General features: G+C 71.0%; 15 protein-coding genes and 3 tRNA genes. 3 read left to right on the top strand and 15 right to left on the bottom strand.

Annotated elements, in window-relative coordinates; genetic code table 11:
* Positions 1-42 precede the first annotated feature (42 nt).
* Together rplL and rplJ are read right to left on the bottom strand one after the other, a co-directional pair.
* Complete coding sequence (gene rplL, locus FYW99_RS02285) at positions 43-429, bottom strand: 50S ribosomal protein L7/L12 (RefSeq protein WP_150249537.1); 387 nt, start codon at positions 427-429, stop codon at positions 43-45.
* A gap of 97 nt (positions 430-526) precedes the next feature.
* Positions 527-1,054 (bottom strand): 50S ribosomal protein L10, encoded by a 528-nt coding sequence (rplJ, locus tag FYW99_RS02280; RefSeq protein WP_150249534.1) that lies wholly within the window; start codon positions 1,052-1,054, stop codon positions 527-529.
* Between the two features lie 463 nt (positions 1,055-1,517).
* On the opposite strand from rplJ, the gene FYW99_RS02275 reads away from it, so the two are divergent.
* Positions 1,518-2,369 (top strand): SCO4651 family lipoprotein, encoded by an 852-nt coding sequence (locus FYW99_RS02275; protein WP_223838642.1) that lies wholly within the window; start codon positions 1,518-1,520, stop codon positions 2,367-2,369.
* A gap of 135 nt (positions 2,370-2,504) precedes the next feature.
* On the opposite strand, the gene rplA is transcribed toward FYW99_RS02275, so the two are convergent.
* The 5 genes from rplA to FYW99_RS02250 all read right to left on the bottom strand — a co-directional run bounded on the left by rplA (position 2,505) and on the right by FYW99_RS02250 (position 5,585).
* On the bottom strand, positions 2,505-3,182 hold the full coding sequence (gene rplA / locus FYW99_RS02270; protein WP_061079590.1) for a 50S ribosomal protein L1: 678 nt from the start codon (positions 3,180-3,182) through the stop codon (positions 2,505-2,507).
* 120 nt (positions 3,183-3,302) lie between these two features.
* Entirely contained in the window at positions 3,303-3,731 is a 429-nt protein-coding gene (gene rplK / locus FYW99_RS02265; protein ID WP_150249531.1) for a 50S ribosomal protein L11, read from the bottom strand.
* Between the two features lie 403 nt (positions 3,732-4,134).
* Positions 4,135-4,986, bottom strand: a complete 852-nt coding sequence (gene nusG / locus FYW99_RS02260) for a transcription termination/antitermination protein NusG (RefSeq protein WP_150249528.1) — start codon at positions 4,984-4,986, stop codon at positions 4,135-4,137.
* Positions 4,987-5,157: 171 nt separating this feature from the next.
* Positions 5,158-5,412 (bottom strand): preprotein translocase subunit SecE, encoded by a 255-nt coding sequence (gene secE / locus FYW99_RS02255; RefSeq protein WP_013156096.1) that lies wholly within the window; start codon positions 5,410-5,412, stop codon positions 5,158-5,160.
* A gap of 100 nt (positions 5,413-5,512) precedes the next feature.
* Positions 5,513-5,585: transfer RNA gene (locus FYW99_RS02250), tRNA-Trp, on the bottom strand.
* A gap of 222 nt (positions 5,586-5,807) precedes the next feature.
* On the opposite strand from FYW99_RS02250, the gene FYW99_RS02245 reads away from it, so the two are divergent.
* Together FYW99_RS02245 and FYW99_RS02240 are read left to right on the top strand one after the other, a co-directional pair.
* Positions 5,808-7,016, top strand: coding sequence for a pyridoxal phosphate-dependent aminotransferase (locus FYW99_RS02245; RefSeq protein WP_190394512.1), 1,209 nt, complete (start codon positions 5,808-5,810; stop codon positions 7,014-7,016).
* A 312-nt stretch (positions 7,017-7,328) separates the two neighbouring features.
* On the top strand, positions 7,329-8,378 hold the full coding sequence (locus tag FYW99_RS02240; protein ID WP_150249525.1) for an adenosine deaminase: 1,050 nt from the start codon (positions 7,329-7,331) through the stop codon (positions 8,376-8,378).
* 91 nt (positions 8,379-8,469) lie between these two features.
* Here FYW99_RS02240 and FYW99_RS02235 read toward each other — a convergent pair whose 3' ends face one another.
* From FYW99_RS02235 to FYW99_RS02200, 8 genes are all read right to left on the bottom strand, one after another.
* Positions 8,470-9,063 carry a TMEM165/GDT1 family protein gene (locus FYW99_RS02235; RefSeq protein WP_150249522.1) on the bottom strand — a complete coding sequence of 198 codons (594 nt, stop codon included), beginning with the start codon at positions 9,061-9,063 and terminating at the stop codon, positions 8,470-8,472.
* A gap of 325 nt (positions 9,064-9,388) precedes the next feature.
* Entirely contained in the window at positions 9,389-10,453 is a 1,065-nt protein-coding gene (locus tag FYW99_RS02230) for a UDP-N-acetylmuramate dehydrogenase (protein ID WP_150249519.1), read from the bottom strand.
* A 2-nt stretch (positions 10,454-10,455) separates the two neighbouring features.
* Positions 10,456-10,884, bottom strand: coding sequence for a MaoC family dehydratase (locus tag FYW99_RS02225; RefSeq protein ID WP_097636072.1), 429 nt, complete (start codon positions 10,882-10,884; stop codon positions 10,456-10,458).
* Complete coding sequence (locus tag FYW99_RS02220; RefSeq protein ID WP_150249514.1) at positions 10,881-11,330, bottom strand: MaoC family dehydratase N-terminal domain-containing protein; 450 nt, start codon at positions 11,328-11,330, stop codon at positions 10,881-10,883. Before FYW99_RS02220 ends, FYW99_RS02225 begins: the two co-directional genes overlap by 4 nt.
* A 139-nt stretch (positions 11,331-11,469) precedes the next feature.
* A complete protein-coding gene (gene rpmG, locus FYW99_RS02215; protein WP_013156089.1) occupies positions 11,470-11,634 on the bottom strand; it encodes a 50S ribosomal protein L33 in 165 nt (54 codons plus the stop codon).
* 79 nt (positions 11,635-11,713) lie between these two features.
* A tRNA-Met gene (locus FYW99_RS02210) sits at positions 11,714-11,789 on the bottom strand.
* A 100-nt stretch (positions 11,790-11,889) separates the two neighbouring features.
* Positions 11,890-11,965: transfer RNA gene (locus FYW99_RS02205), tRNA-Thr, on the bottom strand.
* Between the two features lie 162 nt (positions 11,966-12,127).
* Positions 12,128-14,158, bottom strand: coding sequence for an ATP-binding protein (locus FYW99_RS02200; protein WP_150249510.1), 2,031 nt, complete (start codon positions 14,156-14,158; stop codon positions 12,128-12,130).
* Positions 14,159-14,403 lie beyond the last annotated feature (245 nt).

Genomic DNA, 14,403 nt, shown 5'->3' with positions numbered 1-14,403 from the left:
CGCCGGAAGCAGGCCAGCGGGCGCTCAGCGGCCCGCGCGGGACTACTTGAGGGTGACGGAGGCGCCAGCGCCCTCGAGAGCGGCCTTGGCCTTCTCGGCCGTCTCCTTGTTGACGCCCTCCAGCAGCGGCTTGGGAGCGTTGTCGACCAGGTCCTTGGCCTCCTTGAGGCCCAGGCTCGTGAGGCCGCGGACCTCCTTGATGACCTGGATCTTCTTGTCGCCAGCGCCCTCGAGGATGACGTCGAACTCGCTCTGCTCCTCGGCCTCGGCGGCGGCGCCACCCTGGCCGGGGGCGGCGACGGCCACGGCGGCCGGAGCGGCGGCGGTGACGTCGAACTTGTCCTCGAAGAGCTTCACGAAGTCGGCCAGCTCGAGAAGGGTCATCTCCTCGAACGCGGCAAGCAGGTCCTCGTTGCTGAGCTTCGCCATGATGCGATCTCTCTTTCTCTGCGGACACGCGGTCCTGTCGGGCCCGCGTGCGAGTCAGTGTCCGGGCGCCGTCGGCGCCCGGCGGGTTTCAAAACGGTCAGGCGGCTTCCTGGGAGCGCTTGTCCGCCAGAGCCTGCGCGAGACGCACAGTCTTGGAGGGAAGCGCCTGGAAGACGGCGGCGGCCTGGCCCTGCTTGGCCTTGAGCGCACCCGCCAGCTTCGCGAGAATGACCTCGCGGGACTCCAGATCGGCCAGCTTGGTGATGTCGTCGGCGCTCATCGGCTTGCCGTCGATGACACCGCCCTTGATCACCAGGGGCGAGTTCGCCTTCGAGAAGTCACGCAGACCCTTGGCGGCCTCGACCACGTCACCGTGGACGAAGGCGATGGCGGACGGGCCTTCGAGCAGGTCCTTGACCTGCTCGTCGACACCGGCCTCCGCGACCGCGATCTTGGTCAGCGTGTTCTTGACGATGCGGAAACGCGCGTTCTGGCCGAGGCTGCGACGCAGTTCAGTGATCTGCGCGACAGTGAGCCCCCGGTATTCGGTCAGCACGGCGCCGTTCGACTCACGGAACTCGCCCGTGAGTTCGGCGACCGCGGCTGCCTTGTCCGGCCTCGCCATGGGACTCCTTCCAACATTGAACGCTGGTTGACTCCAAGGGCCCGGGCGATCGGCGTCAGCACGAGAAAAAGCCCCGGGCGCGAGGCGCACGGGGCATGACCGCGTTCTGGTGGCCGCGCGGAGCGCGGTCCGGAACGGGAAGCTCTTGTGACACCTGCGCGGGCGCCCATCGCGGATGGGCCCTTAGGTCACCCGTTCGGGTGACGACCAGCGGTCTTCGGCAAGAACCCATCGTACCGCACGTCTCGGTGCCCCCGTTCCGCACCGGGGGGCGGAAACCGTGATCGCGCTCACTCCCCCGTGGGCGCGGCACCGCCTGGACACGGCGGACGCCGAAGCGGCGACCGGGTGGAGGGACCGGTGGGGACCGGAACGTCCCTCCGCCATGGCAGCATGACGCTACCGGGCACCCCCGCTCCCAGTCGTGCCCGTCCCCCGCACAAAAGAAGAAGGCGAACACCCCGTGAAGACCCGTATCCCGGTGCTGATCTCCGCCGGCACCCTCGCCCTGTCCCTCACCGCCTGCGGTGGAGGCGCCGCCGAGGAGGAGCCCGCCGAGGCGACGGAAGCGGCCGAGGCTTCGGAGGAAGGCGGCAGCAGCGTCCAGGACCTGGTCGCCGTGCTCGGCGAAAGCGTCCAGGGCGTCGACAACTACACCGTGGAGATGGAGGCGTCCTCTGCCGACCCCGAGTTGGGAGACGTCTCCATGACGCAGACCTACGAGGTCATGGACGATCCTGAAGCCATCAGGTCCACCATGGTGACGCCCTACATGGGCGAGATGATGTTGGAGATGCTCTCCCTCGCTGGCAGCGCCCCCGAGGGGGTCACGGCCGAGGATCTGAGCACCAACATCTCGATCGTCCACAACGGGGGCGAGGTCCTCCTCGCCGATCCACACGGCATCTACGGCGCGGGCACTCCGTGGGTGCGCAGCGAGCAGGCGGAGACAGCTGACGCCCCTCTGGACTTCAACATCGACTCGATGTTCGATCTGGTGAGTGTCTTCAGCGCTCTGGAGCAGATCGAGGAGACCGGCGAGGAGCAGGTCGACGGCGTCGACACCACCGTCGTCGAGGGCACCGTGACCGCGGAGGCGGTCGGAGCCCTGTCGGAGGAGAAGCGCACCGCGGTGGAGGAGCTGCTCGGCGGAGAGCTCGACGAGGGCGTCGAGGCCACGCTCTGGCTGGACGGGGAGGGCTTCCCCATGCGTCTGGAGTTCTCCGACTCCGTCTCCGAGGTGAGAATGGAGTTCTCCTCCATCGGTGAGACCTCCTTCGAGACCCCCGCCGAGGACGAGATCGGCACCATGTAGGTCCAGGGAGCACGGCTCCCGTGGGCCCCAGGCCGCCGCCCGGCGGCCTGGGAAGCCCGCAGGAAGCGGAGCGGCCCCCGCCCGTCCTCTCGGACTGCGGGGGCCGCTCTCGTCTGCGCTGGGCAGCCGCGAAGGCTAGGCGTCGAGCGGGATGCTCGGGCCCATGGACGTGGAGACCACGGCCTTCTTGATGTAGCGGCCCTTGGCGGCGGACGGCTTGAGGCGGTTCACCTCGTCGATCGCGGCCTGGTAGTTCTCCAGGAGCTTCTGGTCGTCGAAGGAGGCCTTGCCGATGATGAAGTGCAGGTTCCCGTGACGGTCCACGCGGAACTCGATCTTGCCGCCCTTGATGTCGGTGACGGCCTTGGCGACGTCGGGGGTGACGGTGCCGGTCTTCGGGTTCGGCATCAGGCCGCGCGGACCGAGCACGCGGCCGAGGCGGCCGACCTTGCCCATGAGGTCCGGGGTGGCCACGACGGCGTCGAAGTCGGTGAAGCCCTTCGAGACCTTCTCGATCATCTCGTCGTCGCCGATGATGTCGGCGCCAGCCGCGAGAGCCTGCTCGGCACGCTCACCGGTCGCGAAGACCAGGACCCGAGCGGTCTTGCCGGTGCCGTTCGGCAGGTTCACGGTGCCGCGGACCATCTGGTCGGCCTTGCGCGGGTCGACGCCCAGGCGCAGGGCGACCTCGACGGTCGCGTCGAACTTGACGGTGGAGGTCTCCTTGGCGAGCTTCACGGCCTCGGCGGGGCCGTAGAGCTTGTCACGGTCCACCTGCTGGCTGGCTTTGCGGTGGTTCTTGCTGCGCTTCACTCTGTTCTCCTGAGGAACGTGTGGTCACCGGGCCAGCGCCTGGCCCTGCCACGGTGGTTCTTGAACGTCGAGCGTCCCCGGTCGCTCCGGCCTCCGCGGGCCGGTGGCGCCGTGCGGGGACTACTTGACCTCGATGCCCATCGAGCGGGCGGTACCGGCGACGATCTTGGTGGCGGCCTCGATGTCCTCGGTGTTGAGGTCGGGCAGCTTGGTCTGCGCGATCTCGCGGACCTGCTCGGCGGTGATGGAACCGGCGGTGCTGCGGCCCGGGTCGGTGGCGGCCTTGTCCAGACCGGCGGCCTTCAGGATCAGCTTCGGCGCCGGAGGCGTCTTGGTGACGAAGGTGAAAGAACGGTCCTCGTAGATGGAGATCTCTACGGGGATGACGTTGCCGCGCTGGGACTCCGTGGCAGCGTTGTACTGCTTGCAGAAGTCCATGATGTTGACGCCGTGCGGGCCGAGCGCGGTACCGACGGGCGGCGCCGGGGTCGCCTGACCGGCGGGGAGCTGCACCTTGACGAGTGCGGCAAGTTTCTTCTTCGGAGGCATATCGGGTCCTTTGCCTGATCTGCGTTGTGTTCTGGTCCCGTCGCCTCCCTGACGGCACCGCGCGGCCGTTGAGGCCGGGGAACCGCTGCCGAAGGAGGCGGGGATCCCGCGCCCGACAGGCGCGGGGCGTCGGCCCGCCGGGACCGGGCGGACCGGGGGCGCGTCCCGCCGGAGCGGGGCGCGCGAGTGGGTCCGCCACGGGGCGGACCCACCAAGTCTATGCCGCTCGCACGAGTGCCCTGACAGGCGCTTCGCGATCACAGGGCCCGAGCCCGAGCGGCGGAGAGCACGAGTGCCCTGACAGGCGCTTCGCGACCGCAGGGCCCGAGCCCGAGCGGCGGGGGAAGACACCGGGTGCCCCGGCGGGCGCGGAACGCCTGCCGGGGCACCCGGTGTGGACGTGCTAGATCTTGGCGACCTGGTTGAACGACAGCTCGACCGGCGTCTCGCGGCCGAAGATCGACACCAGCACCTTGAGCTTCTGGGTGTCGGGGTTGATCTCGCTGACCGTCGCGGGCAGGGTCGCGAACGGACCCTCCATGACGGTCACGGACTCGCCGACCTCGTAGGCCACGTCCATACGGGCCTCTCCGACGCCGCCCGCGGCCCGGGCCTGCTGCGCCTGCTCCGGCTCCACCTCCGGCTCGGGGGCGAGGAGCTTGGCCACCTCGGTCAGGCTCAGCGGCGCGGGCTTGTTGGACAGGCCCACGAAGCCGGTGACGCCCGGGGTGTTGCGGATGGCCGACCAGGACTCGTCGGTCAGGTCCATGCGGACGAGCACGTACCCGGGCAGGACCTTCTCGGTGACCTGCTGGCGCTTGCCGCTCTTGACCTCGGTGACCTCGTGCTCGGGCACCTCGACCTGGAAGATGTACTCCTCCATGTTGAGGGACTGGGTGCGGCTCTCGACGTTGGCCTTGACCCGCTTCTCGTAACCGGCGTAGGTGTGCACGACGTACCAGTCGCCGGGCAGCAGGACGAGCTCGTTCTTGAACTCCTCGACGGGGTCCAGGCGGGGGGCCTCCTCCTCGGCGGCCTCGCCCTCCTCCTCGGACTCCTCGGAGTCCTCCAGGGCGCCCTCGTGGTCGTCGGCGGCGTCGGACTCGTCGGCGTCACCGGTCAGCTCCGGGCTGTCGGTGTCGACCGCGTCGGTCGCGTCCTCCGGCAGCTCGCCCGCCAGGCCGGTCTCTTCCGCCGACGACTGAACCGGCTCCTCTTCGGGGAAGTCGTCAGAGGTCAGTGGGGACTCGGACACGGCTGCTCTTTCTCTCGTCGGATTCGCTCTCGGGGCGACGCACACGAGGCAGCGCTGTACGTCGAACCCGGTTCTGCCAGCTTACGGTCTCTCCGGGCGAACCGGGACCAACGCGCGGACGAGTGAGGCCACGTCCCGACTCCTGCGGGAGAGGCGGCGCGGAAGGGGTGGTCAGACGCCCTGCGGAGTGCCGAACGTGCCGTACAGCCAGGTGACCGCCTCGCCGAAGCCCCAGTCCACGAGGGAGACGTATCCCAGGACGACCAGCACGAAGACGAGGACCACGATGGTGTAGGTCACCAGCTCGCGGCGCGTGGGCCAGCGGACCTTGCGCAGCTCTCCGGCGACCTGCTTGGTGAACGTCACCGGACCGGTACGACGCTTGGGCTCCTTGTCGGGCTTGGCGTCGGCGTCAGTCTGAGTCACCTGGGGTCCTTAGGGTCGCGGGCTGCTACTTGTCCCCGTAGTTTCGGTGCCCGTGACGGTGCGGCGCCCGCTGGGGCGCCGCACCGCACGCGCGAAGGTGCAGGGCAGGAGGGACTCGAACCCCCAACCGCCGGTTTTGGAGACCGGTGCTCTGCCAATTGAGCCACTGCCCTTAGCGGAAACTGCGATCCCACCATAGCCGGTTCCGGTGCGCTACGCACACCGTGCGCCAGGTAACACCTGGGCCACGACCGGCCGACCCGCAAGAGTGTATGCGCTCGGGACGCCGTGACCAAACCGTTCGTCCCGCCGGGGAGGGGAAACGACCCCCTCGTCCGGTTGCGCCCTCCTTCCCGCCCGCCCCCGGAGCAGGGGCGCATGACAACATGGGAGGCATGACTGATCGACCCCGTCTCTCTGCACGTATCAGCGCGATCTCCGAGTCCGCCACCCTGGCCGTGGACGCCAAGGCCAAGGCCATGAAGGCGGAGGGCCGTGCCGTCATCGGCTTCGGCGCGGGAGAGCCCGACTTCCCGACGCCCGACTACATCGTCGAGGCCGCCGTCGAGGCCGCCCGTGAGCCCCGGTTCCACCGCTACACGCCCGCCGGCGGCCTGCCCGAGCTCAAGAAGGCCATCGCCGAGAAGACCCTGCGCGACTCCGGCTACGAGGTCGACCCCGCGCAGGTCCTGGTGACCAACGGCGGCAAGCAGGCCATCTACGAGGCCTTCGCCGCCATGCTGGACCCGGGCGACGAGGTCATCGTCATCGCCCCGTACTGGACCACCTACCCCGAGTCCATCAAGCTCGCGGGCGGCGTGCCGGTCTTCGTCGTCACCGACGAGAGCACCGGCTACCTGGCCAGTGTGGAGCAGCTGGAGGCGGCCCGCAGCGAGCGCACCAAGGTCCTGGTGTTCGTCTCCCCGTCCAACCCGACCGGCGCCGTGTACCCGCGCGAGCAGGTCCGCGAGATCGGCCGCTGGGCGAACGGGCACGGCCTGTGGGTGCTGACCGACGAGATCTACGAGCACCTGGTCTACGGGGACGCCGAGTTCTCCTCGCTGCCCGTCGAGGTGCCCGAGATCGCCGACCGCACCGTCATCGTCAACGGCGTGGCCAAGACCTACGCGATGACCGGCTGGCGCGTGGGGTGGATCATCGGCCCCAAGGACGTGGTCAAGGCCGCGGGCAACCTCCAGTCGCACGCCACCTCCAACGTCGCCAACGTCTCGCAGGCCGCCGCCCTGGCCGCGGTCTCCGGCGACCTGGACGCCGTGGCGACGATGCGCGAGGCCTTCGACCGCCGCCGCAGGACCATCGTGCGCATGCTCAACGAGATCGACGGCGTGGTCTGCCCCGAGCCGCAGGGCGCCTTCTACGCCTACCCCTCGGTCAAGGGCGTGCTGGGCAAGGAGATCCGCGGCCGGACGCCGCGGACCTCCACCGAGCTGGCCGAGCTCATCCTGGAGCAGGCCGAGGTCGCCGTGGTGCCCGGTGAGGCCTTCGGCACCCCCGGCTACCTGCGCCTGTCCTACGCGCTCAGCGACGAGGACCTCGCCGAGGGCGTGAGCCGCATCCAGAAGCTGCTGGCCGAGGCCAAGTAGCAGCGCCTCTCTGGGGCTCCGCTGCGCTTCGCCCCGTGTCCGGGCGCCCAAGGAGCGGGAATCGGGTTGAAGCAGGCACAGTGGTGTCTCCGGCGGGTTCGCGCGTTCCTCGCGAACCCGCCTCCGCCACCTCCAGAACCCCGCGGGCACCCGGCCAGAACCCCCTGAAGCCGGGCACGCAGTCACCGACTCCGTTGACGCGCCCCGGGGACCGGTTCCCGGGGGCGCGTCCGCGTGTACGGGGCCGGTCCCCGCGCACCGAAGTGGGGCGTCCTGGCACCGGGGGCACGCCGTATACGGCAGGCTTACGTCATGGAGACACCGACCAGCGCCCGCCGGTTGGACCGGCTGCCCAAAGCACACCTGCACCTGCACTTCACCGGGTCGATGCGCCATCCCACCCTGGTGGAGCTGGCCGCCGAGCACGGCATCCACCTCCCCCAGGCCCTGGTCGAGGAGTGGCCGCCCAGGCTCCGCGCCACGGACGAGCGCGGCTGGTTCCGCTTCCAGCGCCTGTACGACATCGCCCGGTCGGTGCTGCGCAGACCCGAGGACGTGTACCGGCTGCTGCGCGAGGCGGCCGAGGACGAACGCGCGGCCGGGTCCGGCTGGCTGGAGATCCAGGTGGACCCGAGTGGTTACGCGTCGCTCTTCGACGGGCTCACCGCCACCCTGGAACTGTTCCTGGACGCGGCCCGCGCCGCTGAGCGCGCGACCGGCGTACACGTCGGCCTGATGGTGGCGGCCAACCGCACCAGGCACCCGCTGGACGCCAAGGTGCTGGCCCGCCTGGCCCGCCAGTACGCGGGCAGGGGCGTGGTGTCGTTCGGCCTGAACAACGACGAGCGGCGGGGCCGCGCCCTGGAGTTCGAGGGGGCCTTCCGGATCGCGCGCCGGGCCGGGCTGCTCTCCGCGCCGCACGGCGGTGAGCTCCAGGGGCCCCGCAGCGTGCGCGAGTGCCTGGACGTGCTGGACGCCGACCGGATCGGACACGGGGTGCGGGCCGTGGAGGACCCGCGGCTGGTGGAGCGCATCGCCGAACGCGGGGTGACGCTGGAGGTCTGCCCGACCTCCAACGTGGGCCTGGGGGTGTACGACGACCTGGGGCAGCTGCCGCTGCGCACGCTCTTCGACGCCGGGGTGCCGGTCGCGCTGGGCACCGACGACCCGCTGCTGTTCGGGCCGCGCCTGGTGGAGCAGTACCGGATCGCCCGCGAGGTGCTCGGGTTCTCCGACCCGGAGCTGGCCGAGCTGGCACGGATGTCGGTCCGCGGCTCGGGCGCGCCGGAGTCGCTGCGCAAGGAGCTGCTGGCCGGGGTGGACGCGTGGCTGGCCGCCGACCCGGAGCCCGCCGGGGACTGAGCCGCCCGGGGCGCGGTCCCGTGCCCGCCGGAGCGGCCCACCTCCCGGCTCAGGGCTCAGGGCTCAGGGCTCAGGGCTCAGGGCTCAGGGCTCAGCCGAGGAGCATCCAGGCGCCCTGGCCCAGCATGGCCGCGCCCGCGACGAAGAACAGGACGGCCGCGCCGATCTGGATGGCGCGCTCGGGCAGCTTCTTGCCGAGCACGGCGCCCAGCGCGATGGCGATGGCGTCGGCCGCGACCATGCCCACGGTGGAGCCGATCCACACGGGCAGCCAGTGGTACTGGGTGCCGACCGTGATCGTGGCGAGCATGGTCTTGTCACCGAGTTCGGCGACGAGGAAGACCACGAAGACGGTCGCGAACGCGGAGCGGATGCGCCGGGAGGCCGCGCGGGCCTCGTCCTTGTCGCTCATCTCGTCGCCGCGCAGGGTCCACGCGCCGAAGAACAGGAACGCGACACCTGCGGCGAGGGTGAGCCAGTCGGTGGGCAGCGCGGCGCCCAGGACCTCGGACAGCAGGACGCTGCCCGCGTGCACGACGGCGGTGGCGGCGGTGATGCCGAGGACGACCGTGAGGGCCCGGTAGCGGGTGGCCAGGGACATCGCCACGAGTTGGGTCTTGTCACCCATTTCGGCGATGAAGATGGCGAAGGCGCTGAATACCAGCCCGGCGGTGAACCCCGTCATGTTTCCCCTTCCGTCCGACTGTGTCTGGGCAGAAGGCGGCGGACGCCACTTCAACCCGGTCTTTTCCGGGTCAAAGGTCTCGTCCGCTCCTGGCTCGGCACGTCTGGCCTGGCCGGGCTCGTACGACCGGGCCGCGGGGCGGCCAGTGTGTCGATCGCACGCATTGGGGACTACTCCCCTTCGACGCCTCCGACTTTATGGCAGGACAGAAGGGGAATGCAATTCATGGCTTTACTGAATTGTTTTATCAGTCAGCCCTGAAAAACAAGTTCGCCGCGCCCAACTCCGAAATTGGGCGCGGCTGGGGCCGGGGCGGAACCCCGGGTCAGAGCGAGACGCCGACCATCACCGGCTCGTTGACCAGGCGGACCCCGAAGGCCTCCTCCACGCCCGCCCGCACCTCGCGGGCCAGCTCCAGGAGGTCCCCGGTGGTGGCGCCGCCGGGGTTGGTCAGGGCGAGGCTGTGCTTGCCGGAGATGCGCGCGGGACCGTCGCCGTACCCCTTGGTGAACCCGGCGCGGTCGATCAGCCAGGCCGCGGAGAGCTTGACGTCCCCCCGCGCGTCGGGGTGACCGGGCACCTGCACGTCGGCGCCCAGGCGGGCGGCGGCCCGCTCGCGCACGGCCGCGAACTCCTCGGCGGTGACGACGGGGTTGGTGAAGAACGACCCGGCGCTGCGGGTGTCGGGGTCGGCGGGGTCCAGGACCATGCCCTTGCCCCTGCGCAGCCCCAGGACGGTCTCCCGCGCCTGTTCCAGCGGCACCCGGGCGCCCGCCTCGGCCCCCAGGGTGCGGGCCACCTCGGCGTAGGCGACGGGACGGCTGAGCTTGGATCGGCGCAGCGCGAAGACCACCTCGCACACCACATAACGGTCGTCGCCCTTGAAGACGCTGTCGCGGTAGCTGAAGCCGCACCCGGCGTTGGTCATCCGGCGCCGCTCGCCGGTGCGCCGGTCGTGGACGAGCACCTCGCGGATGGTCTGGCTGACGTCCTGGCCGTAGGCGCCCACGTTCTGGATGGGGGTGGAGCCGACCCGGCCGGGGATGCCCGACAGGAACTCCAGCCCGCTGAGGCCCTCGGCGACGACGCGCTCCACCAGCGGGTCCCACTCCACGCCCGCTTCGGCGCGCAGCAGCACGACCGGTTCGCCCGCGTCGTCGGTGCCCGCCTCCTCGAAGGAGACCCCCTTGGAGTCCACGAGGACCACGGTTCCGGGGAACCCGGCGTCGGAGACCACGAGGTTGCTGCCGCCGCCCAGGACGAGGACGGGCTCACCGGCGGCGTCGGCCCCGGAGACCGCGGCGACCAGTTCGTCGGTGGTGCCGGCGACCCGGAAGGTCCGCGCCGGGCCGCCCAGGCGCAGGGTGGTGTACTCGGAGAGTGCGGTCACGTCTACCTCGCCAGGCGCACGGTGGCCTTGGACTGCACCAGGACCTTGGCGCCGCCCGACCGCGCGGTCAGCAGCACCGTGACGGTGCCGTCGTCGTTCTTGGTCTTGACCTTGCCGCCGACGGTGATCTCGGCGCCCTCGTCGTCGTCGGGGACCACCACGGGCGCGGAGAAGCGCACGGAGTAGTCGACGACGCAGCCGGGGTCGCCCGCCCAGTCGGTGAGCACCCGCGCGGCCTCGGCCATGGTGAACATGCCGTGCGCGATGACGTCGGGCAGCCCGACCGACTTGGCGAAGCGCTCGTTCCAGTGGATCGGGTTGAAGTCGCCCGAGGCGCCCGCGTAGCGGACCAGGTCCAGGCGGCGGACCGGGAAGGTGCGCTCGGGCAGCTCGGTGCCGACCTCGACGTCGGCGTGGCGCAGCCTGCTCATTCCTCTCCTCCTCGCGCGACCAGCATCATCGTGGCGGTGACCACGTGCTCGCCGTCGGCGTCGTGGGCCGCGGTCTCCAGGGTGATCAGCTCGTTGCTGCCCAGGGCCCGGATGGCCGTGATGCGGGTGACACTGCTGAGGACGTCTCCGGCGTGCAGCGGACGGCTGTAGCGGAAGCTCTGGTCGCCGTGCACGACCCGGGAGAAGTCCAGGCCGAGGCTGGGGTCGGCGATGGCCTGCGCCGAGCCGGCCATCCCCAGGATGACCGGGAAGGTGGGCGGGGCGACCACGTCGGGGTGCCCGGCCGCCCGGGCCGAGGCCTGGTCGGTGTAGACCGGGTTGGGGTCGTTGACCGCCTCGGCGAACTCCCGGATCTTGCCCCGGGTGACCTCGTAGGCCTCCGGCGCGGGGTACTCCCGGCCGAGGTAGTCAGGGTTGATCGCCACGCTCTCTCCTGTCGTGAAGGGGCCCGGACACGCGAACAGCCCGGTGAGCGGATCGCTCACCGGGCTGGAAGCCTTCGAGAACTGCCTCTGCGACGTCGCGGCGGAGACGATCGCGCTCGACAGGGACGCTCGCGCGGGACTAACGGGTCTCGCGGTGCTCGTTGTGCTTGCGGCAGTTCGGGCAGAACTTCTTGATCGCGAGACGGTCGGGGGTGTTCCGACGGTTCTTGCGGGTGATGTAGTTCCGGTGATTGCACTCCTGGCAGGCCAGGGTGATCTTCGGCCTCACGTCGGTGGCAGCCACTTCGGAGTGCCTTTCTCGCTGGAAACAGTGGTAAACGCCCGCGACGACCCCTGAGATGTGGGCTCAGGGGTCAGCGGGTTGGTAGCGGGGGCCGGACTTGAACCGACGACACAGCGATTATGAGCCGCTTGCTCTACCGACTGAGCTACCCCGCCCCGATCAACGGGCACAACCCTAGCAGGGCTGTGACCCGGCGCAGGCCGGCGGATGCTCCCTCCGGCCACCCACCTGAGTGGACCGTACCCCGTCAAGTGGTGGAGCCCCTTTACGGAATCGAACCGTAGACCTTCTCCTTACCATGGAGACGCTCTGCCGACTGAGCTAAAGGGGCGCGCTGGTGGGGCTTTCTCTCGTCCGCCCCGGGGGTGTTGCCCCCTTGCGCTGGTCATGACTATACAGGGATCCGGGGGTGCTCTGCCAAATCGAATACCCCCGGACCGCGCCCGGGCGCCGAAACCCCTGTTCACAGGGGTTTCGGCGCCACGACTGTGACTCAGACCGCCTCGACCCACACGTTGGACATGGCGTCCCGGTTGATCGTGCGGATGTTCGCGGGCAGGCCCAGCCTGCGCAGGGCGTCGGACAGGCGGGTGTCGTGGGTGAACACGATCAGCTGCCGGTGCCTGCCCACCTCCGCCAGCACCGCGGACAGCCCCTCCACGGTCTCGGTGTCCATCGCCTGGACCGGGTCGTCCAGGACCAGGAAGCCGAAGGGGTTGCCCTCCACCAGGGTGCGCGGCAGGCAGATGGACAGCGCCAGCGCCTGGAACTCGCCCTGGCTCAGGAGTCCGGGCGCGCTGGTCTGGTCCCCGACCCCGTCGACCGACACGTCCACCTCGACCCGGCGCCGGGCGCCCCGGCCGATCAGCCGCATGCCCTGGAGGTCGATGTGGCGCTCCTGGCGCAGGCGGTACCAGACCTGCTCGGCCTGTGCGGCGACCGGTCCCAGCCGCTCCTCGCGTAGGATCCTCGCCTGCTCCGACAGCCAGGTCAGCGCGGCCTCGGCCCCGTTGAGGGCATCGCTCGCCCTGAGGGCGTCCTGGGCGTCGTCCAGCCACCCCGAGAGCTGCTCGGCCAGCTCCGACCAGCCTCCGGTCGGGTCCTCCAGCCGCTCGCTCGCGTCCCGGCGGGCGCTCACCGCGGCCGCGCGCAGCCTGCGGCCGACCGCCTCGACGTGCTCGGCCAGCTCGGCCAGGTCGTCGATGTCCGCGCCGGACTCCCACAGCGACCACACCTGGCCCAGCTCGCTCTCCGGCGGCAGCCAGCCCGGCGCCGGTGACATCAGGAAGCGGGCCTGGTCCCTGGCCGCGTCGGCGCGCTCGTAGGCGGCCGAGACGACGGCCGCCTGCGGCTTGAGGGCGCGCAGCTGGGCGTTGGCCCGGCGCACCCAGTCGGCTCCCAACGGCGCGGTGCACGTGGGGCACTCGGTCTCCGAGGGGTGGCGCTGGTGGTGTTCGAGGGCCTGTTCCAGGAGCCTGACCACCCCGTGCGCGCGGTCGCCCTTGCTGCCCGCGGCCATGGCCAGCTCCATGGACGCGCCCCGGAGCTCGTTGACCACGTCGGACATCAGCGCCCGCTCGGGCACGGCCAGCCGCCGCAGGCGGCGCAGGACCGTGTGCAGCTCGGGGTCGCTGGGCCCGGTGTCGGACGCGAGCCTGCGCAGGGCGTCCATGTCGAAGTAGGAGGCGGTGAGGAGCTGGACGGCCTGGGCGGACCTGGGGTCGTCGGAGGCCCGGAGCGCGTCGAGCAGGTACCGCAGCTCCCGCGAGGGCCGGTCGCGGCGCTTGACGAGCCCGTCGCACACCTTGGCCAGGCGGCGTTCGGCCTCCGCCAGGCCGCTGAGCCCGAGCAGGCCGGTGAGCGTGTCGTACAGCTCGGCCGAGCGCCCGGTGACCGTGCGGCCGAGTTCGTCGTAGGACAGGAACGGGCGGTAGCGCACGAGGTTGTCGCCCCAGTCCATGGTCCTCAGGGGGGAGACCTCGCCGTCCGGGCGGACGACCTCGCCGCGCGCGGAGCGGACGCTCTCGCCCGTCCACCTGCGGGTGATGCGGGTGGAGCCCTCGTCCCCGGCGACGCGGACGTCCACGGTCGCCTCGGTGCGCTCGTCGTAGTGGAGGTTGCGCCAGCCGTCGCGCCAGCCCGTGGGCATGGCGTCCCACCGGGGGTTGCGGCCGGTGAGGGCGGCCTCGGCCGCCTCGGCGAAGCTGGACTTGCCCGAGCCGTTGCGCCCGACGATCACGGTGAGCCCGGGGCCGGCGTCGAAGGTGAGTTCGGCCGGGCGTCCGATGCCCCGGAAGCCCTGGACCCTGATCCCCGTGAGGTAGGTCCGCCGGACCCTGCCCGCGGGCGGCTCGGCCTCGGGTTCCGGCTCGGGGACGCGCTCGCCCCTCAGGCGGGCCTCCAGGGCGTCCTCGCCCCACAGGGCCGCGCTGACCCAGGAGCTGACCTCCCGGGGCAGCCCGGAGCGCGCCAGAGCGTCCAGGAGCGCCGTCCCACCCTCGAACGTCTCGGGTACCCGAGTCACTTCGTCACCCCGTTCATGTGTGGTCTCTGAACAAGCAGACTAGGACAGGCCGGGAGGAAGCACCCGCCGAACGTCCCTCATCGCAGGACACGGCACCCGGCTCCCCCCGCCCCGGGGTTCCCGTTCCTCGGGCGCCCGAACCAGGAGAACACCGCGCGTAGCGCCCGTCGGGGGCGGTGGCCCGCCCCGGCGCGAAGCGCCCCCGCGGGCGGTGGCGGGCGACGGGCGGGCCGAAGCGGGGCGGA

Source organism: Nocardiopsis deserti, assembly GCF_008638355.1.
GTDB lineage: Bacteria > Actinomycetota > Actinomycetes > Streptosporangiales > Streptosporangiaceae > Nocardiopsis > Nocardiopsis alborubida.
Note: the sequence above shows the minus strand (reverse complement) of the source record. Positions and strands in the feature narration are given on the sequence as shown.

Coding starts and splice junctions, on each gene's coding strand:
- rplJ (WP_150249534.1), bottom strand. CDS start 1,054: ATGGCGAGGCCGGACAAGGCAGCCGCGGTCGCCGAACTCACGGGCGAG.
- rplK (WP_150249531.1), bottom strand. CDS start 3,731: ATGCCTCCGAAGAAGAAACTTGCCGCACTCGTCAAGGTGCAGCTCCCC.
- rplL (WP_150249537.1), bottom strand. CDS start 429: ATGGCGAAGCTCAGCAACGAGGACCTGCTTGCCGCGTTCGAGGAGATG.
- FYW99_RS02245 (WP_190394512.1), top strand. CDS start 5,808: ATGACTGATCGACCCCGTCTCTCTGCACGTATCAGCGCGATCTCCGAG.
- FYW99_RS02235 (WP_150249522.1), bottom strand. CDS start 9,063: ATGACGGGGTTCACCGCCGGGCTGGTATTCAGCGCCTTCGCCATCTTC.
- FYW99_RS02240 (WP_150249525.1), top strand. CDS start 7,329: ATGGAGACACCGACCAGCGCCCGCCGGTTGGACCGGCTGCCCAAAGCA.
- FYW99_RS02225 (WP_097636072.1), bottom strand. CDS start 10,884: ATGAGCAGGCTGCGCCACGCCGACGTCGAGGTCGGCACCGAGCTGCCC.